The 22176-nt window shown below is 50.2% G+C and carries 21 protein-coding genes; 3 read left to right on the top strand and 18 right to left on the bottom strand.

Annotated elements, in window-relative coordinates; all coding sequences use genetic code 11:
* Positions 1 to 3 precede the first annotated feature (3 nt).
* The gene (mobC, locus tag ACJ8PL_RS10665; RefSeq protein ID WP_442531163.1) at positions 4 to 750 is read left to right on the top strand and encodes a MobC family replication-relaxation protein; all 747 of its coding nucleotides are present in this window, start codon (positions 4 to 6) and stop codon (positions 748 to 750) included.
* Positions 751 to 925: 175 nt separating this feature from the next.
* Here the strand turns inward: mobC and ACJ8PL_RS10660 are convergent, their stop codons facing one another.
* The 9 genes from ACJ8PL_RS10660 to ACJ8PL_RS10620 form a co-directional block, all read right to left on the bottom strand.
* Complete coding sequence (locus tag ACJ8PL_RS10660) at positions 926 to 2257, bottom strand: RES domain-containing protein (RefSeq protein ID WP_024218866.1); 1332 nt, start codon at positions 2255 to 2257, stop codon at positions 926 to 928.
* Between the two features lie 482 nt (positions 2258 to 2739).
* The gene (locus tag ACJ8PL_RS10655) at positions 2740 to 3687 is read right to left on the bottom strand and encodes an ArdC family protein (protein ID WP_442531161.1); all 948 of its coding nucleotides are present in this window, start codon (positions 3685 to 3687) and stop codon (positions 2740 to 2742) included.
* A 517-nt stretch (positions 3688 to 4204) separates the two neighbouring features.
* A complete protein-coding gene (locus ACJ8PL_RS10650) occupies positions 4205 to 4708 on the bottom strand; it encodes a hypothetical protein (protein ID WP_142925259.1) in 504 nt (167 codons plus the stop codon).
* A gap of 69 nt (positions 4709 to 4777) precedes the next feature.
* Positions 4778 to 5725, bottom strand: coding sequence for a hypothetical protein (locus ACJ8PL_RS10645; protein ID WP_442531160.1), 948 nt, complete (start codon positions 5723 to 5725; stop codon positions 4778 to 4780).
* Between the two features lie 12 nt (positions 5726 to 5737).
* Positions 5738 to 7933 (bottom strand): DEAD/DEAH box helicase, encoded by a 2196-nt coding sequence (locus tag ACJ8PL_RS10640; RefSeq protein WP_080528201.1) that lies wholly within the window; start codon positions 7931 to 7933, stop codon positions 5738 to 5740.
* Positions 7930 to 9375, bottom strand: coding sequence for a HamA C-terminal domain-containing protein (locus ACJ8PL_RS10635; protein ID WP_442531159.1), 1446 nt, complete (start codon positions 9373 to 9375; stop codon positions 7930 to 7932). The genes ACJ8PL_RS10640 and ACJ8PL_RS10635 overlap by 4 nt, the downstream gene beginning before the upstream one ends.
* Positions 9372 to 10508: an MBL fold metallo-hydrolase gene (locus tag ACJ8PL_RS10630; RefSeq protein ID WP_349402415.1), complete on the bottom strand. Its 1137-nt coding sequence runs from the start codon at positions 10506 to 10508 to the stop codon at positions 9372 to 9374. Before ACJ8PL_RS10630 ends, ACJ8PL_RS10635 begins: the two co-directional genes overlap by 4 nt.
* A gap of 440 nt (positions 10509 to 10948) precedes the next feature.
* Positions 10949 to 11389 carry a DMT family transporter gene (locus tag ACJ8PL_RS10625; RefSeq protein ID WP_274872057.1) on the bottom strand — a complete coding sequence of 147 codons (441 nt, stop codon included), beginning with the start codon at positions 11387 to 11389 and terminating at the stop codon, positions 10949 to 10951.
* Between the two features lie 17 nt (positions 11390 to 11406).
* Positions 11407 to 11925, bottom strand: a complete 519-nt coding sequence (locus ACJ8PL_RS10620; RefSeq protein ID WP_151254650.1) for a GNAT family N-acetyltransferase — start codon at positions 11923 to 11925, stop codon at positions 11407 to 11409.
* 38 nt (positions 11926 to 11963) lie between these two features.
* Here ACJ8PL_RS10620 and ACJ8PL_RS10615 point away from each other — a divergent pair, with 38 nt between their 5' ends.
* Complete coding sequence (locus tag ACJ8PL_RS10615) at positions 11964 to 12533, top strand: helix-turn-helix domain-containing protein (RefSeq protein ID WP_115436245.1); 570 nt, start codon at positions 11964 to 11966, stop codon at positions 12531 to 12533.
* Between the two features lie 13 nt (positions 12534 to 12546).
* On the opposite strand, the gene ACJ8PL_RS10610 is transcribed toward ACJ8PL_RS10615, so the two are convergent.
* From ACJ8PL_RS10610 to ACJ8PL_RS10600, 3 genes are all read right to left on the bottom strand, one after another.
* The gene (locus ACJ8PL_RS10610) at positions 12547 to 12840 is read right to left on the bottom strand and encodes a DUF2623 family protein (protein ID WP_016927116.1); all 294 of its coding nucleotides are present in this window, start codon (positions 12838 to 12840) and stop codon (positions 12547 to 12549) included.
* Positions 12841 to 12970: 130 nt separating this feature from the next.
* A complete protein-coding gene (locus ACJ8PL_RS10605; RefSeq protein WP_015378412.1) occupies positions 12971 to 13558 on the bottom strand; it encodes a nitroreductase family protein in 588 nt (195 codons plus the stop codon).
* Between the two features lie 69 nt (positions 13559 to 13627).
* Entirely contained in the window at positions 13628 to 14524 is an 897-nt protein-coding gene (locus ACJ8PL_RS10600; protein WP_110147157.1) for a LysR substrate-binding domain-containing protein, read from the bottom strand.
* Positions 14525 to 14639: 115 nt separating this feature from the next.
* Here ACJ8PL_RS10600 and ACJ8PL_RS10595 point away from each other — a divergent pair, with 115 nt between their 5' ends.
* Positions 14640 to 15275 (top strand): flavodoxin family protein, encoded by a 636-nt coding sequence (locus tag ACJ8PL_RS10595; protein WP_033639921.1) that lies wholly within the window; start codon positions 14640 to 14642, stop codon positions 15273 to 15275.
* 14 nt (positions 15276 to 15289) lie between these two features.
* On the opposite strand, the gene ACJ8PL_RS10590 is transcribed toward ACJ8PL_RS10595, so the two are convergent.
* The 6 genes from ACJ8PL_RS10590 to ACJ8PL_RS10565 form a co-directional block, all read right to left on the bottom strand.
* Positions 15290 to 16507 carry an acyl-CoA dehydrogenase family protein gene (locus ACJ8PL_RS10590; RefSeq protein ID WP_033639920.1) on the bottom strand — a complete coding sequence of 406 codons (1218 nt, stop codon included), beginning with the start codon at positions 16505 to 16507 and terminating at the stop codon, positions 15290 to 15292.
* A gap of 17 nt (positions 16508 to 16524) precedes the next feature.
* Positions 16525 to 17958, bottom strand: coding sequence for an MFS transporter (locus ACJ8PL_RS10585; protein WP_016927112.1), 1434 nt, complete (start codon positions 17956 to 17958; stop codon positions 16525 to 16527).
* Positions 17959 to 18141: 183 nt separating this feature from the next.
* On the bottom strand, positions 18142 to 19017 hold the full coding sequence (locus ACJ8PL_RS10580) for a MetQ/NlpA family ABC transporter substrate-binding protein (protein ID WP_016927111.1): 876 nt from the start codon (positions 19015 to 19017) through the stop codon (positions 18142 to 18144).
* 2 nt (positions 19018 to 19019) lie between these two features.
* A complete protein-coding gene (locus ACJ8PL_RS10575; protein ID WP_016927110.1) occupies positions 19020 to 19724 on the bottom strand; it encodes a methionine ABC transporter permease in 705 nt (234 codons plus the stop codon).
* Entirely contained in the window at positions 19721 to 20740 is a 1020-nt protein-coding gene (locus ACJ8PL_RS10570) for a methionine ABC transporter ATP-binding protein (RefSeq protein WP_110147160.1), read from the bottom strand. The genes ACJ8PL_RS10575 and ACJ8PL_RS10570 overlap by 4 nt, the downstream gene beginning before the upstream one ends.
* 7 nt (positions 20741 to 20747) lie before the next feature.
* Positions 20748 to 22154, bottom strand: a complete 1407-nt coding sequence (locus ACJ8PL_RS10565) for an LLM class flavin-dependent oxidoreductase (RefSeq protein ID WP_049300268.1) — start codon at positions 22152 to 22154, stop codon at positions 20748 to 20750.
* Between the last annotated feature and the right edge of the window lie 22 nt (positions 22155 to 22176).

Raw genomic sequence — 22176 nt, 5'->3', positions numbered from 1 at the left:
GTTATGCTGATTTCGACATATCAAGAGCGCCAGACACGCAACAGAGAAAAAATAAAACAACTGCTGAACTTCCTGAAAGAAGAAACCTACAGTGATTTTAAAACGCTGATGCTGTTATTTGGTTTCCGGGATCATAAGTCGCTTTATTCGCTGCTTGCAAAAACGGAGCGAATGGGGTTAATCCAGAAGCATGTGCTTGAATCACTGACAATTAAGATTTCATTGTGGGGGATCACCAGCGACGGGCTGGCGGTGGTGTTAAACTTGGATGATAAAATCTTTCCTGCGCGGTTTGAACCATCAAAAATCACCGGCTGGACGCTGGAGCACCATCTTGATAATCAGGCCGCCAGACTTATTCTGGAGAAGAAAGGCGCTTCGGGATGGATTAACGGCGACCGGGCCAGCTTTCTCAGCCAGTTTCAGGTAAAACATCGCCCGGACGGATTACTGACGCTGCCTGACGGTAACGTTATTGCCATTGAAACCGAGCGCCGCCTGAAAACCCGAGCCCGCTACCAGTCGATTATTGCCAGCCACCTGCTGGCCCGTACCCGCAAGCAGTGGATTTACGTTTTTTATGTTGTGCCCGATCCACAGAAGAAGCGTGCGCTTGAACTGCTGTTTGACAGCATCAGGCATGTCATCATCAACCATCAACACATTCAATTGGAAGCGCGTCACCGAAACGTTTTTCGCATTTATACACTTGCCGAACTGGAGCGTATAGAGCTCGAGAACTATTCATAAGCTGGTTAAATCGTTGCAAGCCTAACTTTCTGCATGAGCAAAAGCGGGCTCACCGAATTTTAAGCCCTTTCATGCTGGTATTTTTTGGTTTATATCTCGATTAGTATTGACTAGTCACGATAATTCTAGAGACGGTCGTAAACGTAGCATACATAAAGATATACGATGTGAATTTTCATAACATCCCATCTGATTTTACATCAATTGAGTCTGTGTAATACTTAACGCCTTTTACTCTATGAAATACGATGCCATCAGGCATTAACTCAAGAGCACACAAGTGTTTATCGATACTGAAAGAAGAAGACAATGTTCTCCTTGTTTTATTTTTATTGATTGGATGAATAGCGGGTGAAAAAATATAATTATCATCTTCCACATTTTCAAATAGATCTACTTGAAAAGATTTTTCGTTACTCTCAGAATTCAGTATTCTCGATGATTTTCTGAACAACACAACGTTGTGGTGACCAATATCCTCGGGCTCATCACCGGAATGCTGAGTGGATTCAAAACTAATACCGTCAAGACTAAATTTATCGGATAAGGCAAGATATTCTGATACTGCTTGTGTGATCAGGTATTCATCTTCCGGCTTTCTGCCAGAAACGGGCATAGTCAGCTTTCTGGCAAGCGTCCTCATGAAAGAGACCTTCTCGTTATGCCCGGTCACATATGGATCGAAGATACTACCTTTGATATTTGAGAGATCGTTTAGGGCTGAAATATCGAGAATTTTCAAATTTCTGATAGGTCGAAACGGTACGACCACCACGAAATTCCCAACCACTGGACGTATTTCCGACACAGCAATGCTCGGTGACGTTGCACCATAAAATACTGGAATGCCGTGTGCATTCATTCTTCCTGAGCGTGCCAACGCTTGTGGTGGTGGACCAAAATACCGCTCAGGATGCTCCAGTGCTTCCTGCACGTCCTCGTAGTTTTCAAATGCCCGAGCCCGGTAAAAAATGACATCGCTGCCAACATCATTAATTGCCTGCCTGCTTTCACCTGTCCTCATTCTTTCTATGTCTGAAAAAAGCTCATCCAGAAACTCTTTTACATGCTTATTGAAATAACGAGCTTCACTTTTAAGTGACTGCTCCATTTTCTCCCACGCCCAGCCAAGCGAATTATTGACGCGATTAACACGAACATAATTAAAGCATTCATCATAAACTACATCTATGCCGTGATAATCGTTATAAATGTCCTGCATCACATTGAATATATCATCGGCAGGTTCTTCTTCAATGATTAGCTCGTCTTGAATAATAGAGGTTGCAGTATCACCACTATCATTATAAAACTCGCCATCATCAGGCTGTTCATAATATTCAATAAAGACATTGTGCACCATCTCTGCAAGAACTTCCAATTTAATACTCTTTAATTTCCTACCACAGTAATTACAATCATTGTTGGCATTTCCTGTTTTTTTTATAACTAGCCTTACATACTCTTCACCCACACATCTATGACATATATATTTTTCTTCGTTCATAAATTCTCTAATATCCGAATAAAGATGAAGGACTGCTGTCAGTCTCAACAGATTAGCACCGACTTTACCATAAGCAACATTGTTTAGTAGGTTGGTCAGATCTTTCTTAATCAGGTAACCATCTTACCCAACTAAACATGTGACTTGTTCCCCGATGATTAACACACCTGAATGTTTGCAATGTCCGATTCTGACATTCTCGGGGGTTCACCCTGAACGAGCAAGAGGCAGTTATAGTCGTACAAGAAAAAGATTGCAGTTAGCACAAAATGATTTTCCAAGTTTACCGGGCACGGAAAGTGCCAGCATGATGGGCTTACCCGGCCTGCGATATCGTAGCCAGTCCTGGTGATTTTTTATTCCACTGCAAAACGCAGACTGTTCGTTACTCGCTGTGCTGTGTTCCGCCTCAGTCTGCACCTTGCAGCGTTGCCAGTAAAAACATGTAACCGCATTCGCTTGCTGTTGTCCAGCTCCCGACCTCAGAGTTTATCCATCAGATAAGAATGCGCCTTGGAGGCGGCGCTGGCCGCTTTGAAAATATTGCGCTTATCGTTTTTCAGCGCTTTCAGCCAGGAAGCAATATAGCTTTCATGTTGTACCTCTCCATCAATCCCCAAATCCGCCATCAAAAAAGCACTTCCCAGCTCCGCCACCAGTTCTTCCTCTGCATAATCCGCACTACCAAACTTCCCTTTCATTTCACGGTTCAGGCGTTTTTTACCCCCACTCCAGTGGACAAGCTCATGCAGGCCGGTAGCGTAGAAGTTAGCCGCATTCGAAAACAGATGGCGCTCCGGTAGCCAGACTTCATCAGTTGATGGGCTGAAAAAAGCGTTTTGTCCTTTCTCGATGATGTTTGCGCCGCTCTTACGTAACAGGTTCTCAGCCTGCGGCAACGGATCAAAAGTTGCTTCCGGGCTGGCCGTTTCAATTGTCAAAGGCAAACCATCAATTTGCTGAATGTTAAACACGGTGAAAGTTTTCAGCATAGGGATTTGTTCAACTTCTCCGGCGTCATTTTCCTTTTCCAGAGTTGTATAGAAAATGGCTGCTGTGCCATGTTCACCCTTGCGAACCTGTCCGCCTGCTGCCTGTGCCTGCTTGTAAGTCATCCAGCGTGAATCGCTGAAACCCTCTTTAGATGCGCTGCACCATAACAGCATGATATTAATACCGTTGTAGGCTGCTCCGGTTGCGTAATTAGGTGGCAGACCAGACATGCCCGATACGCGTTGCCACGGACAGGACCACGGTTTTACACCGCTTTCAAGTGCTGCAATGATGTTGTCGGTAACGGTCTGATAAATGTCCGTTCTGGTTTTAGAAAAATTCGTTTTTGAGGAGCCTGACTGCTCCAGCGGGGATACGCTGGTCGCCGCGCCGGTGTTAGGGGCGCTTGTCCAGGTGGTATGCAAGGAAATCGTCATGGTTGTTTCTCCGTCAGTGTGTGATTTTCGTCTTCGTATCGCCTGACGGTTCGCTTTCCCGGCATCGTTCTGTCCTGCAAGGGCGCAGCATGCGTGCAATTTACCCTTGTGGGACGGGCTGTGTTGGGAAACGATTAACCGAAGACGATACGAGAACGAAAAGAGCACAGGAGAAAAACTTACCCTTGCATAGCCGGGCGTAGCGCCCCTTAGGTCGAGCGATGAAATGGGATTGGGGGTTCTGATTTAGTCATATAAGAGGTGGCGATATGCTTATACGTCAGACTGAGGCTTCCCTTTACTTATTATTATCCATAACCGTTAGGGATCTGGACTGCATTCCTCGGTGTCATAAGTCTGGCTCAGAGAAGTTAGTTTATGCTCGGCCAAACCGTTTTATTAGCCAGTTCAGTGACCGCCTGAGCGATCACCTTTAATACGATGGAGTTTACGCAAAATTATTTATAGGGTCAGGTAGATACCTTTCCAAGTAATATTTACAACATCTTAAATAAAACTATGGATTTTCTGTTTTTCTAAAATCAACAACACCATCAATTAGATTTATTATGTATGCTTTAATTTTATCTTTGTGAGGCCCAGAATATTTCTCAAAATAAGTACTACTACCATTAATTACAATAAACAATGCAAAAGGATACGATAAATGCTCACACATTAATGCCAGGCTATAGTAATCAGCAACCGCCTGTTTCTCAGTTAAATTACTACCAAGCTTCAACTCTATGGCTATAAAATTCCCCTCGCTGCGAGAGTTATGATTATTACTATCAAAAGGAACATGGATTATTATATCAGGGCGAATTCTAATCCCATGTTGTTCAATTCTTTTTTGGTACTCCTGCTCAACAATTGCGCCATTAAGCTCTAAATCTGGCAATATTTTATTCAATTCGGAAACAAGAGCGCCTTGATAACCTCTTTCTGATTCGTAAAAACGAGGATGAGTAATACCATTAATTGCCGTCTCTAATTTTGAGATAAAAATATTTTCATTCACATTCATCTCTCCTCTATGAGTTAGATAAACCATACCAATTAAAAAATAATTTATTTTTAACCTGCCAGTTCAAAAAATAGCTGTTAACCTGGAGTTTTCATCTAGATCAGCTTTGAAAAGTCTCCATGTACTAGAGTCTATATTTTTAGCACAAAATTGCTCTGCAATATCAGAAAAACATTTTGCAACGAGCAATAAGTCATTGAGCATTTTTGTCACTTTTTCATCCTGAACATTACCATAAGATAAAAATATTGAGTCACGCTCAAGCACCTTCCCTTTAAATCTGGTCAGGCATGACAAGAAACTGATTGTTAAATTACTCAAATGGGTATCCCTATACTCCTTGGCCTTATTAGTTCTAAAATTTAAAATATTTTTGGACATAAACAATTCACTTTCTAAAAGTTTATTTTTTTCACAATCAACATAATACTTAATAGTCCCACTTAAATATGAAACCAATCCACCAAACGCTTGTTCATTATTACTAGCAAAACTATTCAACGTAAAAGAGTTTCCATTACGCAGAGATTCAATTTCATTTTTAACATTATGTTCAGTAAGATCTTTGATCTGTAGCCTGAAAGGCACCGGAATGAAATCAAATTCTTCGACTAATTCGAACCACAATTTTTCAAGTTGAATTTCATTTTGTGGGATGATTCCGGTGTTAGATATTACCATAGCTCTTATTGAATTTAGAATGCAATCATACCAAGCATATACACATAATTTGCACACGTCACTGGGGAAAGTAATATTTTCAACTATTGTGTTTAATCCTACTAAGGAATGCTGTGCCATGAATAAGTATTCAAAAACTCTATTTTCATTAGAAATAGATAAAGACTTAGATTTTTCCTGTAACTCAGGAATAAACTTACTCTCAAAAGGATAATAAACATTGCAATTTTGAGCAAGACAGTTTATCCAGTTAACTGTCCCTAAAAATGCAAAGTCCGGATTAAATGCATAATCCTCATCTATTAGTCGAGTTTGAAGCCATTTTTTCATTAATATATCCTCTTATAAAAAAACAATATTTCTTTCTAAAATTTTCAATTCTAATTCACTTAATTTAAAATCATCAGATAAACTGCAGGATTTTATTTTGTCAATCGCCTCATCGAAACTATCAGAATCTTTAACTTTCCAAATTTTATTAGCTTTAAGAGATATAGATATTGGTATACCATACTCTTCCAACGTCATAAGTGAAGGCGTGACATTTAAGCTTTCAACACGTAGTATAAAGGCTTTATAATTTCCTGCTTTATATCCAAACTTAGTAAAAACATATTCTTGAATATTATTAATAGCATTAATGATCACAGGATAGTAATGTCCAAGTATTTTACGTCTAAAATCAAAGTTTCTTAACACTGCATCATCTATTGTGAAACTATCATCATCTTCACTAAAGTATTCGTAATCCTGATCAATAATATCTTTTAACGTTTCATTTTTTAATATGGATACAATTTTTCTAGATAACTGGACATCACTTTTTACAGCGCCAGAAGCAAAGCTTTTTATATTAAAGTATTTCTCAGCAATTTTGTTTATATGATTCAATTGACCACTGTTCGGCATGTTATTCCAACACATTAACTTATGCCATGACTGAAAATTCTCCATTAAATCATTTGCGAATTCTAATTGTGCCTCTGGAGGTACCCCTGAATTTTTAGTAATTACATCAATACTCAAAATATCCTGATCAAAATATTTATTAAGCCGCCCCTTTATTTTTTCAGAGTAAGGTTCATCATAGTGAAGAAGCAACGAGTCGGGTACATTATCAGAATGTGAAATAATTGGTATATCAATTTGATTCAAACCATCTGTTGGTTTTTCACCGAAGAAAAATACATTTCCTACAAAATGTTCGAACATCCGGCCGCTTCTTCCAGCTATGTTATTATAAGTAAAAGAGTCAAGCTGAACTCGTTTAGTTATGCAATCGTCATAAATTATGATATTTTTAGCATTAGTATTTACACCTTCAATTAAAGTTGAAGTGCAAACTAGTACATTAATACGTTTTTCATTAAAAAGATCAACAAAAAGACTCGCAATGGAACGAGGTAGTTTAGCATGATGAGCACAAATGCCATGTTGTATTATCTTAGACTGAGACCAATCTGGATGAAAAGTCTCTTTAAGCCAGTTGGATAGAGAATTGAGATCATGCTCTTTTTTTAGGGGAATAATTTCACTCAAAAAATTAGCCAAAACACTGGCTCTTTTAGGAGATTTACAATAAATAATCGTTTGCTCTCCTGAAATATTATTCATTACCTTCTTTAAATATTCATTTCTCGTAATATCTCGCTCAGTATCATTTCCTGGAGGTATAGTAAAGGTATACTCATTCGTTGCTACAGTAATAAAATCAGACTCATCAATGTATCTACATCCTAACTTAGATAATGTCAATGGATTAATGTTTTTAATATTAGGACCAAGCATATAAAAGAAACTACACAATGATAGTAATTTTTTAAATGCAATATTTAGGCGTTCACTTCTGTAATCGTCCATACCTTGCGGCATCAATTTGTAAAACTCATCTACTACAAAAAAATCTATTACAGGAAACCCTTCCTTTTCAATTACCCGTTCTTGAGTATAGAGAAAAATATTATTCTTTCCATGAGCTTGATTAACTTGGGTTATAATTTTATATTTCACTACAAACTCATCGCTATCGACTGTGTACTTATGAAATTTCTTTTTAAGTTCATCAATAAGTGAAAGAGTGGGTACTACAATAACTATATTTGAAAGCGTTCTAGTTGCAATTAATGCCTCAACTAAAAGGGTTTTCCCAAAGCTTGTTGGTGCACTTAATATAACACTTTTTCGTTTCATCAATAACTGATATACATCAAACTGCTTGATATGGAATAATTTACTTCCCCCTCCCGCATTAGTTAAAGGCGATGTTACTATGCTTTCCGTTATTTTATCTTTGAAGTTGTCATCGAATTTTTTATATGGGAAAAGCCCTCTAGCCTCAAGCAAATAATCTAAAACATGGCCATATCCGTTAAACTCTTCCCGATTTTCAAGACACCTTATAATTAAATCTTGAACACTCCTTTCACTACTATGAGTGTTATGTAGCTCAACTAAATTTAGAAGAAAACTCTGTGGTTCAATAGAACCAGAATTTAATTGCCCCCTTAAAAAAACTTCTAATCCTTTTTCACTAGTCATGATAATTCCTTAATAAAACTTTCTAATATCTGTTGAAATGAATCCAAAGGGAATGAGAAGAGCCTTATATCGACTTTATCAATAAATGAATGCTTATATTTTTCAGTAAAACCACTTTGAAGCTCTAAAATTTCCTTTTTAAAAGCATCAGTGAAACTTTCTTCATCTTTATAGTCTTTGACGATACTAGCCTCATAGCAAATAAAAACAGGCACTATAATTTTATCGACACGTTTGTCTAATGATAATGAGTTGTCACCAAGTTTTTTTAATTTCTCAAATAACGGCCATTCTTTACTGACATCATTAATTATTAATTTAAACCTCTCTGAAATATTGTCAGCGGTTATTAGTTTTGATATCGTGTCATTAACATTAGATATGGCGTCCGCTATGTTTTTCTCATACCCAGAAACACCAAGCCATAACTCTAACCTACCACTATTTATCACTGCATGAGAGCAGCTAGGTATAAGTTCATTACCAACTGTAAATATCTTATTTATTACAGGTATGGTCTTGAAACTTTTTCGTATAGCTATATGTAATAAAAGATCCAAAAACTCCTTTTCACTAACTTTAACAAAATGTTTTTCAGCAACTTTAACCGCGGCTCGCGTTCTATTCTCGTAATCTATTAATTTACTTGGTGATATAACATAATCAACAAGCCATTCAGATAATTCTTTCGAGAACTCACTCAAATTCCATCGATTAAAGGAAAACTGCACACTTAATCCTTTTGTAATTGGCGAGTTTGTGTTTATCTCACAGACAAGGTTAAACGGCTCTTTAGGACATTTAGGTGCTAAATAATCAACTTCTTCTTCCGAGATAAGAAAATAATTCTTACCTATATCCAATGATATTATCGGTATTATTTTCTCAAGTGATACACAATAAAGTGTGTTATTTTTTTGCTGAAATAAAACAATACCTATTATGGTGCCTTTATATAAAAGTGGTGCACCAGATACACCAGAATAATTTGTGATGGTATTTTTTTTACATTGCGTAATTTCATAGCAGTAGATTGAAGTATCAATAGCCCTTAGATCAGTAACAATATCAGAGAAAAACAGAGAGGGGATATTTCCTTTCTCAGCAGCATAGCCGTTAACATAAACTTCAGCACCAATTGGAATTGTATAACCACCGAGACTTGGAGTTAACGATAAGCAATTCCATGGGCATGTAAAAATTGCAATATCTAGTTCAGGTCTATTTTTTTTTAGCTCAACCACTTTTCCATTTGATTTTCCATAGTCATCAGGCGTCAAAAATATTCTAAAAACACACCCTGGAGATTCTTTTATAAAATGACTAGCAGTTATGATATTTTCATTATCTAAATTAAATGACGTAGCTCGAGAAATAAGAAACCCTTCAGAATCAAACTGAGCGATTATATAGTAACTAGCATTTTTATTTTGAAAACTCATATTTGTATAACTCCGGAAAAATTAAATGAAACCGTTTTTCCCGGCATAGAACATAACAAGTCATAATCCAGATAATCATGCCGATGATTGAAGTGAAAGAAAACCTCCTGCTCTGTCGAATAATACACAATTCTTGCTAAAGCTTCCATGTCAGGATGCTTATGTAACTTTCCATCAGTGCATATTATATAATTCTTTGTTTTTACTCTTTTTATCAATTCTTTATTTATGTTTTTTTTACTACCATGATGAGAAATTTTTATTGCATCAACAGACAAGCAAGAAATAGCTTTATTATTCAACCAGTCGATCACTGTTTCACAGTTAGTATCACCAAGCATCATAATTTTTTTTCCTGAAAAATCAGCAAGCAGACAGATACTTGATCGATTTGCCAGCGAGTCATCAGTATGATAAGGAGAGTTTGCTAGTGCATCCAGATTTTTTCTGACACTATATGAAATATCCCCCGCGAAATCCTCATCACTATATATATTTGACACATACTTTTCAAAAGAATGAGCGTGTATTTTATTTAATATGCGATTAGAAATGCGTTGTCTTTGTAATTCATTATCCCAATCGTTCTTCATTTTATCAAGAACGGAAATACTAGGACCTATTACATCAATTTCCATCCCAGATAATGATAAGCCTGGTGTGGTTTCTCGACAAAACTTGCCATTAGTGCAACCACGGTTTAATGGGTAACCGAATTCTTTGAGAAGATAGGACAACCCTGTACCTTCACTATAGCCAATATTTTTTCCCTGAACACTAGTATCAAAGTAAGCGTTTAACCGCAAAAATTCATTCTGATTTGAAACGTCATTGATAATTTTATCTTTTAAGATTTGTTCCACACCGTTATAGAATACATCTCCTATTTCAATAAGATTAGGTGCTGCATGATTCTCATTTTCTTGTATAAGTTTGATTATACCGCTAATATGATCGTTATCTATATGCGTAATAAATAAACCATCAATTTTTGGTAAGGTTAAAATTTCATTCTTCCATTCTTTGTAAGAAGAAGCTGTTCCACCATCGAAAAGAAAAAAACTCGTTTCTGATGAGATCAATATACAGTCACCATTACCAGATGGTAATAACCGGATCTTAAGAGGATGCATTAGAGTCCCTTCAAAATTTTTACATACTAAAAATTTAATCCAAAGTCACCTTCAAGTCATCCTAAAATTTCATTTTCAATCTCAAGCCAAAATGAATAAAAAAGCATATAAATTCAACACGTTAGGGATTAAGTCATTAAAATAAATCAAAAAAAGGCTATTTAGTAGACTGCAAAAGTTGATTGACATCACATTTCTTACTCACATCCACTAAGATAAGACATCGTTCGTCGCTTAGTTCTGGCTTAAACCTAGCTACTCTCTTGCACTGACGTTATCACAACAATTGGTGGTCATTCTGGTGGTCTTGACAGACCTTGGATTAAGGTTTAGCTTACATATTAGCCACTTATTGGCTTAGGCGATCCCAGTCAGAGGAGCCATATTTAGAGAAGCCCGCTCAGGGAGACCCGAGCGGGCTTTTTGCCTTTCAGTTGCCGTCAAAAGCTGCGTTTCGCCACCAGATAGGCGCCCGCCACCAGCAGCAGAGCGCCGAACAGCGCCGGCAGATTCTCGCGCAGCGCCGCCGGGCCGGCGCGGTAGACGTCCGCCAACAGCCCCATGCACAGCTGGCTGGCGACCAGGATCGAGATGGTCGCCGCCGCCCCCAACTTCTGGTAACCCAGAATGCCGGCGAACACGAACAGCGATCCCAGCAGCCCCGGCAACAGCATCCACCACCTGGCGGCGCCGGTCACTTCCGCCACCGCGCCGAGGCCGTTTTTGGCCAGCAGCAACCCCACCAGCAACAACAAACCGACGCTGGAGTTGATCACCAGCGTAATGAGGATGGTCGAAACGCTTTCGGTAATGCGCACCATCAGCAGATTCTGCACCACCAGCCCCACCCCGGCCGCGATCAGCAGTAACAGCATATTCATCGCCCTGTCTCCCGGGATCAGCGCGCGGGCGGCGTCGCCCGTTCGTCGAGCGTCAGCTGCAGGAACGTCAGATCCAGCCATTGGCCGAATTTGGCGCCCACCTGTTCCATGCGCCCCACCTCGCGGAACCCCAGCGCCAGATGCAGCTCAATCGAGGCCTGATTGCCGGATTCGATGCCGGCCACCATCACGTGCTTGCCGATTTCCCGCGCCCGTGCGATCAGCGCCAGCAGCAACGTCTTGCCAATCCCTGCGCCGCGATGCGCCTGATGAACATACACCGAATGTTCCACGGTATGGCGATAGCCATCCCAGGCGCGCCAGTCGCCGAACGACGCATAGCCGATCGCCTCGTCCGCGGCGTTCACCGCCACCAGCACCGGGTAGCCCGCCGCCTGGCGTTCGCCGATCCACGCCGCACGGTTGGCCGTATCCACGGTTTGTTCATTCCAGATGGCGGTGCTGTTCAACACCGCGTCGTTATAGATAGCGGCAATCGCCGCGCTATCGTTGAGCGTCGCATTTCGTATAATCATGGTTTACCCCGGCCAATTGTCCACTATAATACTACGATATGAATATTAAATTAGACAATCTAAATCAGCTGATCGGCGCGCGCATTCGCATTGAACGCGAGGCGCGCCACTGGTCGCTGTCCGATCTGGCCGAACGGGCGGGCGTCTCACGGGCGATGGTGCATAAGATCGAGCGCGGCGAGAGCAGCCCGACGGCGATGCTGTTGGGCAGACTGGCGGGGGCGTTCGGCCTCAGCATGTCCAAACTGATCGCCCGGGCGGAAACGCAAGAAGGCCGGCTGCTGCGCCGGGAAGATCAACCGGTGTGGGTCGATCCTGAGAGCGGCTACGTGCGGCGCCACGTGTCGCCGCGCACCGATCTGCCGCTCGATCTGGTGCGCATCGAACTGCCGGCCGGCGCGGCGATCCCGATGCCGGCGTCGGTGTACGCCTTCAAGCGTCAGCTGATCTGGGTTTTATCCGGCGAGCTGGTCTTTCTTGAGGGCGACGCGCGCCATGAAATGGCCGAGGGCGACTGCCTGGAGCTCGGCCCACCGGCGGACTGCCGCTTTGAAAACCAAAGCGATGAGGCATGCGTGTATTTGGTGGCGGTGCTGAGCGCCGCCTGACGGCTCGCCGGCGCTACCCCTGCGTCGGCTGGTTATAGCCGGCGTGGAAAAACTTCTCCGCCAACCGGCTGTCGCCGCCGGAGAAGAACTCGCTCATCGGCTCGCTGCCGAGGCCATAGGCGCGGCTGAGCTGCCCGGCCTCGAACGCCGCCCGGTTCTCGTCGCCGCAGCGCTGCGCCAAATGGTGGGCATAGCCGAGCACGAAACCGCGCTTGTAGTCGGAGCAAAAACGCGACAGCTCCGCCTCCGGCTTCAGGTTCTCCGCCTTTAACCCCGCCAACAGCCCTTTGCCAAAATGATCTCCCACGGGTTCCTCCTCACCACGCAATCGCTATATAACAAAATATATATCGAATGAGCGAACGAGAACATACTCCCTAAGTTTTACTCGCCGCATAAAAAAGGCCCGCCAAGCGGGCCTGCGAGAAAGCGGGCAATCACAGCGTGAAATTCAGCCCTTCGCTAACGGTCTTGCCGAGCGGCAGACGGCCCGACGGCGCTTCTTTCTCCTGCAGGAAATCCGGCAGGCGGGCTTTGTCGCCCGGTTTGCCGATCGCCACCATAGCGTGCACCGCATAGTCGTCCGGCAGCTGCAACGCCGCTTTGATCTTGTCGTGGTGAATGCCGCTCATGCAGTGGGTCAGCCAGCCTTTCAGATGCGCCTGATGCGCCAGGTTGGCCCAGGCCGCGCCGGTGTCGAACGCATGGGTCGGGTTGTCCACCAGCCGCTCGCCGTTCAGGCTGGTGGTTTTGGAGACGATCACCACCAGCGCCGAGGCGTGTTGCGCCCAGCCGCGGTTGAAGTCGATCAGGAACTCCAGGTAGTTCTCCCAGCTGTCGGAGCCGTGCTTGCTGTAGGCAAAGCGCCACGGCTGAATGTTGTAGGCCGAAGGCGACCAGCGCGCTGCTTCAAAGAAGCTCAGCAGCGTTTGATCGTCGATGGCGTCGTTGGTCATCGCGCGCGGCGACCAGCGCTCGATAAATTGCGCGTCAATCGGGTAATCGGAGATTCTTGGCTGGCTCATGATAGGTTCTCGCAGTGAAGTAAAAACAAAAGTTCGCTGATATTCCCACAGCTTAGGACGGTAAAACTTTTATTTCGTGCCATTGTCCTGCGGCAATTCCTGCCGCAGCCAGGCCAGAAACGCCCTGACCGGCGGGTGCCGCTCGCGCCCCGGCGCGCACAGCACGCTGTATGCGGCGCCCGGTACGCGCACCTCCGGCCGGTACGCCACCAGCAGACCGTTGTCCACCATCTCGGACACCATCACCGAGCTGGCGAGCACCCATCCCTGCCCGGCCACCGCCGCCTGCAGGGCGTAATGCTCCTCGTGATAGCTGCGCATCGCCGCATGGCGCTGCCACCAGTCCACGCCGGCGGCCCGGCACCAGTCATGCCAGCCGCTGTCGTACAGCGCCGAATCCCCCCACTTGACGGTGATCAGCACCGGGTTTTCCGGTTCGGCGGCGGCCAGCCCCGGCGCGGCGTAGACGCCAAAGCTTTCCTCCAGCCGCGCCGCCTGATGCAGCGCGGGATAATGCGCGCGGCTGTAGCGCACCGCCACATCCACGCTGGCGTCCTGCTGCAGGTCGATCACCTCGGCGCAGGCCTCCAGGCGCACCAGATAGTGCGGATGCGCCTGGTAGAAACGTCCCAGGCGCGGCACCAGCCACAGCGCCGCGAACGAGTGCGTGACCGAGACGCACAGCGAGCCGCTGCTGGGCTGCGGCCGCAGGCCCTCAAGCGTGGCGGCGACGTCCAGCAGCGCGCCATGCACTCCGGTAAACAGCGTTTCGCCCTTCGCCGTCAGCCGCACGCCGCGCGGCACCCGCTCGAACAGCGCAAAACCCAGCTGCTGTTCCAGCGCCTTGATCTGGTGCGAAATCGCCGTCGGCGTCACCGCCAGCTCGGCCGCCGCCAGCTTGAAGCTGCGCAGGCGAGCGGCGGATTCAAAGGTGCGTAACGCGTTGACGGGCAGCGTGGCGAACATGGCGAAGCCTCTTGAGATGAGTTGAGTTCATCCTGGCAGAAAAACCGTCATTTGTCGCCTGCGGACGCTTGCCTCTAAATTAAGGCTGAGTTCACTTCACACCAAGGAACATGACATGAATACAACTCATCAATCCAAACGCCTGGTGGTGCTGGTCGGCAGCCCGCGCCGCGACGGCAACAGCGCCACGCTGGCGCAGGCGATCATGGCGGGCGCCGCCGAAGCCGGCACTTCCGCCAGCCTGCATTTTCTCGACGATTACCTGAGCGGTTTCCTGAGCGATGAACGCCATACGCCGCCGCCGACCGATCGCTACGCCGAGCTGTTCCTGGAGCACTTCCTGCCGGCCGACGGCGCGGTATTTTGCACGCCGATTTACTGGTACGGCATGTCGGCACAAACCAAGGCCTTTTTCGATCGCTCGTTCAGCTTTTATTCCAACGCCTACCCTCAGGCGGAACAGGTGCACCAACGCATGAGCGGCAAACGCATCGGGCTGGCGGTGGCGTCGGAAGAAACTTATCCCGGCGCGGCGCTGGGCATCGTGCATCAGATCCAGGAGTTCAGCCGCTACACCCATTCCGCCTTCGTCGGGCTGGTGCACGGCGCCGGCAACCAGCGCGGCGAGATCGCCCGCGATCCGCGCAACCCGCTGCGGGCCGCCCGCGAGTTGGGGCGCGAGTTCTTCACCCGCCCCTACTCGGATTATCAGATGGACAGCCCGCGCAGCACGCAGGTTTGGACGGAATAGCCTCGGCCTCGGCCTCAACCGCCACTGCCGATTTGCCAGATAAAGGTCGGCGTATGGCGGTTAATTTCCCAGTCACCGATATTGCGCGCCTTGTAGATCACCGGATTATGTGAAGAGAGCGTGCGCGCATTGCGCCAGTGGCGATCCAACGCCTTGCCGGTACGGGTATCTGAAGCGCCGAGCGCATTGAACAATTCACCGGCGGCGCGCTGCACCCACTCCCCGGCGATGACCTGCGCCCTGGCGGCGTCCAGCTCCGCCGTCACGTTAAGCGCCTGCAGCAGCGCTTCATCGCCGGATCGATGCGCCTCGTAAGCCTGCTGCAGCGAGGAAGTCGCTTTTAGCACCGTCGCCTCAACCGCATAGGCCCAGGCGCTGATTTGCCCCACCACCTGCTGGATCTGCACGTCGTCCTTCACCCAACCGGCGTTGCCGTGGCTATAGATCCTTTTACGTTGCCTCACGCCCTCGCCGACGTCTCGCAGCACCGCGCGGCCGATCCCCGCCAGCGTCGCCAGCAACACATGCTGATAGAACGCAGTTTGGTAGCGGAAGCGCTCGGCAAAGTCATAGACGTGCGCCTGCTCGACCCGCGCATCAATAAAACGCGTGGTGCCGCTGCCGGTAGTGCGTTGGCCAAATCCGTCCCAGTCGTCGTCGCGCTCTACGCCCGGCTGGGCGACGTTCACCAAAGCGATCACCGGGCCGCCGCTGTCGCTGCGCTCGGCATACACGTCGATCCAATCGGCAAACAGACTGCCGGTGCTGTAAAATTTCTCGCCGTTGAGCGACCAGCCGTCGGCCTGCGGTGTTACCCGGGTATTGACCTGCCCCAGCTTCACGCCGCCGATCTCGGTCCAACCGCTGCCGACCAGCTCGCCGTCGAGAAAGCGTTCGAACCAGCGATCGCGCTCCGGGCCGTCCGGCGCGTTCAGCCGATCTTCCACGAAGGCGAAATGCGCCCGCAGCGCCTGCGGCAGGTTAGAGTCCGCCTCCGCCAGTTCGGCCAGCAGTTCGAACAGCTGCGGCAACGAAGCGCCGTCGCCGCCCTTTTCACGCGGGAGGCGCACCCTGCCGAACCCCGCCTCTTTCAGCCAACGGATCGGTTCATGCGGCAGCGTGCGCGACAGCTCGCGCTCCACCGCCCCGGCGGCGATTTCGGCGAAGATCGGCCGAAAACGCGCGGCCAGCTGTGCGTAGTCTGCTCCGGTGGATAACAGGTGTTGCGTCATGTCAGTGTCCTCTGTGGTTAAGCGCGATCGGCCAGATCGTCGATATCGCGCGCCGTCGGTTCAAAGCGAATGATCAGCAGGAAGACGATGGGGATCGCCGCCGCCAGTGAAACAATCCAAAACATGTCGGTGCCGAAGCGCGCCTGCAAAATCGGCAGAATAAACAGCGCCAGCGCGCTGCCGATACCGGACAGCGAACGGCCGAAACCGACGCCGGTGGCGCGGATCGCCGTCGGGTAAGAGAGCGCCGGGTAAATCATCATCTGCGCGCCGGGGCCGAATCCTTCGGCGAACAGCCATAGGCCCAACATCAGGATCGCCAGCCCAACGCCGAACGCCGCCTGCGGATGTCCGATCAACGCCAGGGCAATCAGCGCGATAAACTGCAGCGCGAATCCGGCGATCGCCACGTGGCGCGACGGATACTTCCATGCCAGACGCATGCCGAGCAGGCCACCGGTAAAAGCGAACAGCACGTTCAGCCCGAGCGAAGCGGAGATAGTTTCAAACACCCCGGCGCCGAGAAACTGCGCCAGAATCGACGGCAGAAAGAAGGCGATGGCGGTGTATTCAAAGGAAATGCAAACGTTCATCACGCTGGCGACCAGAGTGCGCTCGCGGTACGGCTTGCGGAACAGCACGCGGAAGCTGACCTTCGGCGGCGCCGCCGGTTGGGCGGCGTCAGGTTCCGCCTCATGGGCGGCAATGCCGTATGACTCGCGCAGGATGCGCGCCGCCTCTTTCAGATCGCCCTGGTTAGCGGCCCACAGCGGCGACTCGTTCATAAACTTGCTGCGCACCATGATGATCAGCAACGCCGGCACGGCGCCGAAAATCAACGAGGCGCGCCACAGCCAGTTCGCATATTCGGCCGGCAATAGAAAATAGAGCGCAAAGATGATCAGAAAACACACCGACGAAGCGGCGTACCACATCGGGCACCAGGCCGCCAGGCGCGACGCCTTGTTGGCCTTGCCGGTGAATTTGGAGAATTCGGCCAGATAGGCCATCGCCACCGGCAAATCAATGCCGACGCCGATACCCATCAAAAAGCGCGCGCCGATCAGCACCCAGACGTTGGGCGCCAGCCCGGCGGCGATGGCGGAAACCACAAAAAACAGCATATCGGCCATAAACACCTGATAGCGGCCGTACTTATCGGTCAACCAGCCGCCGACCAGGTTGCCGAGAATGGTCCCGACCATGATCGAAGAAGTTACCACCCCGGTCAGCAGCGGGCTGAGGCTGAATTCACGCACCACGTCATCGATGCCGTAAGACAGCGTGGTCAGGTCATAGGCATCGAGAAAAACACCGCCCAGCGCCAACAGCACGATCATGCGCGCATGGGTATTTTTCTCGCTGCGCTGGTTAATCAAACGCGCCACATCGCTGGCCGAGCCGATGGGCGCAGATAACGGCGGCGCGGTATCGATATTTAAGGTACTCATAGCTTCCTCGTTGTAATTGGCAGGTGACACCTCGTTTATAGGGTGAAAAAATTACGCCGACAAACAACAATTTCTTCTATAAATATCATTAATATCAATAAATTAAACACCGTTACGGCGTAACAAAAACGCCGGATTAACGCGCGTTAATCCGGTCTTTATCACGGTCATTTCGGGCGGGGATTATTCTGCCGAGACCGGCACCAGCACGCCTTTCACCCGCGGGTCGTCGGTGCTTTTCAGCCACGCCTGCAACCTGGGATCGGCAAACGCCCGCTGCAGCTTGCGAATATTTTCGTCCTGCAGATAGGGCGTGCCAATCACCAGCTGCGAAGCGAAGGTTTTCGGCGCCGGTGGGAACAAGATGCCCTTCTCACGCGGCACCTTGCCGGCGTCGAACTGCGACACATAGCCAATGGCCGCATCTACCGAATTCAGCGCGCGCGGCATGGTCAGCAAATCCAACTCCGTGAAGTTAAAATGGCGCTTGTTCTCGCGAATGTCTTTCAGCCTGGCGGTGCGCGCCTCGATCGCCGGATCCAGCCCGATCAGTCCAATGCGCTGCAGCAGCCACAACGCCTGCCCCTGATTGGCGCCGTCGTTGGGCACCACGATCTCCGCGCCGTCCGGCAACTCGGCGATCGACGTATAGCGGTCGGAATAAATGCCAAACGCCCACTGAAACACCGGCAGCGTCGGGGTCAGCTTAAAACCGTTGGCATCCACCACCTGCTTTAGCCACCACTGGTGCTGGTAGATCGTGGCGGCGTACTGCCCCTGCGCCACCGCACGATCGGCCTGCACCGGATCCTGCAGGCCAACCGCCTCCAGCCTGAGGCCGTAATCCGGCGCGATATGTTCGCCGACGTACTCGATCACCCGCTGCTCTCCGGCCATCGCCGGCTCAAAGTGCACTTTCAGCGTGCTGCCGAACTGCACCGTCTGCTGCTGGCGGGCGCTGAAGTGCCAAACCGCGGCGGCGATAATCGCCACCGCCGCGATACCCACCGGCCACGGCCAGCGTTTCTTCTTCACTATCTCAAAATCGTGATTAGGCATGATTAAAAGGTTTCCTGATGATGACGCAACGCGGCGACCAAGCGGTCACCAATAAACTGAATCAGTTGAATCGTGGCGATCAGCACCACAATGGTGGCGATCATGATGTGATTGTCGAAACGCTGGTAGCCGTACACCACCGCCAGATAGCCGATGCCGCCCGCGCCAATGGTGCCGGCGATGGCCGAATACTCGATCATCGAGATGACGTTCAGCGTGATGGCGGCGACGATCGCCGGCAGCGCTTCGCTGAGCTGCGCGCGGGTGACTATCTGCCAGATCGAACCGCCGGACACCAGCCCCACCGCCGTCACCTCCGGCGGCAGTTCGCGCAGCGCGTTCTCCACCAGCCGGCCGAAGAACGGAATGCCGGCGACGATCATCGGGATCACCGCCGCCGGAATGCCGATGGTGGTGCCGGTCAACCAGAAGGTGAACGGAATAATCGCCGCCATCAGCACCAGAAACGGCAGCGAACGGCCCATATTCACCAACCAGCTCAGCGCGCGATTCAGCGCCGGGCGCGGAAACAAGCCGCGCGATGAGGTGTTGAACAACACCACGCCGACGGCGCCGCCGATCGCCACCACAAACAGCATCACGATGCCGACCATCAGCCAGGTTTCGCCGTAGGCCGGCAGCATCAACCGATGGATCTCGCGCCAGGGTGTGTCCTGGCTCATCACGCTGTCAGACAGATTTTTCATACCGCCTCCCGCAAGGCCGCCGGCTGTTCCAGCACCTCGGCGAGAATGCCCAACCGCCGCAGCTCGCCCTGCAGTTCAGCCGCCGAACGCGAAATGCCGCCAAAACGCACCGCAATCTCCAACCGCCCGGCCAGGCTGCCGCCCACCACTTCAACGTGGCCGCCCAGCAGATCGATCTGCAGGTCGAGTTGGCGGCTGATGCGGCTGATCCAGTCGGAGGCCGCCGGCTGACGGGCGGAATAGGTTACCTGCAGCCGCAGCGCGGCGTCGGACGCCAGCGTCTTCAGCGGGAACAACCGGCGGCCCAGCGAGGAATCGGGCGCCGCCAACAGCTCGCGCACCGGCCCTTGCTGCACAATCACGCCGTCGCGGATCTCGGCCACCGCGTCGGCGGCGTCGCGCACCGCATCCATCTCGTGGGTGATCAGGATGATCGACAGGCCATACCGATCGCGCAGCTGTTTAAGCAGGCTGAGAATGGCCCCGGTGGCGTCCGGATCCAGCCCGGAGGTGGCCTCATCCGCCAGCAGCACCGACGGATTCAGCGCCAGCGCGCGGGCGATGCCGACCCTTTGGCGCTGGCCGCCGGACAGCTGCGCCGGGTAAAACGCCGCCTTGTCCGCCAACCCCACCGCCGCCAGCAGGCTCTTTACCCGCTTGTCGATATCGCGCGGCACCACGCCCAGATAGGTCAACGGCAGCGCCACATTCTGCCAGGCGGTTTTGCGCTGCAGCAGCGCGGAAGACTGGAACACCGTGCCTATCGCCCGCCGCTCCCTGCGCAGCGCCTCGCCCGCAAGCCGCGACAAGTCCTGGCCGTTCACCCGGATACTGCCGCTGCTCGGCCGTTCCAGCAGGCTGATGCATTTCGCCAGCGTCGATTTGCCCGCCCCGCTGGGGCCGACCACGGCGGTAATCGATCCGGCCGGCACCTGCAGCGAAACGCCCTTCAGCACCTCAATCCGTCGCCCGTCCGGCGCGCGGTAAGCCTTGTGCAATCCTTCAATCTCTATCATCGCATCCTCACTTGACGCTCAGTGCATCGGCCAAGGGCGCGCCGGCCGGCCAGCGGTAGCCCACCGCCGGGTGCGGCTCCGCCAGGCGCGGCCCCTGATTGAACAATTTTTCTCGCAGAGTGCCCGCCGTGTAGTCGCGCTTGTACGCTCCGCGTTTTTGCAGCTCGGGGACAAGCAGTTCCACCACGTCGGTGAAGGTTTCATGGGTAACGGCGTAGGCCAAATTGAAACCGTCAACATCCGTTTCCTCCACCCACGCCTGCAGTTCGTCGGCCACGGTTTGCGGGCCGCCCACCAACAGCGGGCCGAAACCGCCGATGCCGACCCATTCGGCGATGCCCTGTACGGTCCATTCACGGCTGGGATCGGCGCTGGAGAAAGTTTCCACCGCCGACTGAATGGCATTGGTGTGCAGATGCTTCAGCACCTGATCCGGCTGATACTGACCGAAATCGATGCCGGTCCAGCCAGACACCAGCGCCAGCGCGCCTTCGTAGCTGGTATAGGATTTGTATTCCCGCCATTTTTCCTGCGCCTGTCGGTCAGTTTCACCGACGATCACCGTCTGCAGGTTGAAGATCAGAATGCTGCGCGGGTCGCGCCCGGCCTCGGCGGCGCGGCGGCGGATATCGGCCACGGTTTTTTTCAGCAATGTTTTCGAAGGAGAAGCGACAAACACGCATTCGGCGTGCTCCGCGGCAAACTGCTTGCCGCGGCTGGAAGCGCCGGCCTGATACAGCACCGGCGTGCGCTGCGGCGAAGGCTCGCTCAGGTGAATGCCCGGCACCTGGAAGAACTCGCCTTTGTGGTTGATCGGATGAATTTTCGCCGGATCGCTGAAGATGCGCCGCTGACGATCGCGCAAAATCGCGCCGTCTTCCCAACTGCCCTCCAGCAGCTTGTAAACCACCTGCAGGTATTCATCGGCGTAGTCGTAGCGCGCATCGTGATCGGTCTGCGCCCGGTGGCCAATATTGCGCGCGCCGCTCTCCAGGTAAGAGGTGACGATATTCCAACCGATGCGCCCCTTGGTCAGGTGATCAAGCGTCGACAATCTGCGGGCGAAAGGATAAGGGTGCTCGAATGACAGCGAGGCGGTCAGCCCGAAGCCGAGATGTTCGGTAACCAGCGCCATCGGCGTCACCAGCGCCAGCGGATCGTTAACCGGCACCTGCGTCGCCTGGCGGATCGCCGCGTCGCCGCTGCCGTTAAGCACGTCGTAAATCCCCAGCACGTCGGCGATAAACAATCCATCGAACTTGCCGCGTTCCAGCAGGCGCGCCAGATCGGTCCAATATTCGAGATCCTTATACTGCCAGGAACGGTCGCGCGGGTGCGCCCACAGCCCCGGCGACTGATGGCCGACGCAGTTCATATCAAAAGCGTTAAGACGAATTTCACGTTGCGATGACATAGCGAGCTCCACAATTATCTGC

It is taken from the genome of Serratia sp. CY83965, from assembly GCF_052166375.1.
Lineage (GTDB): Bacteria > Pseudomonadota > Gammaproteobacteria > Enterobacterales > Enterobacteriaceae > Serratia > Serratia marcescens.
The sequence above is the reverse complement of the archived record's forward strand: the minus strand, read 5'-3'. Positions and strand labels throughout refer to the sequence as shown.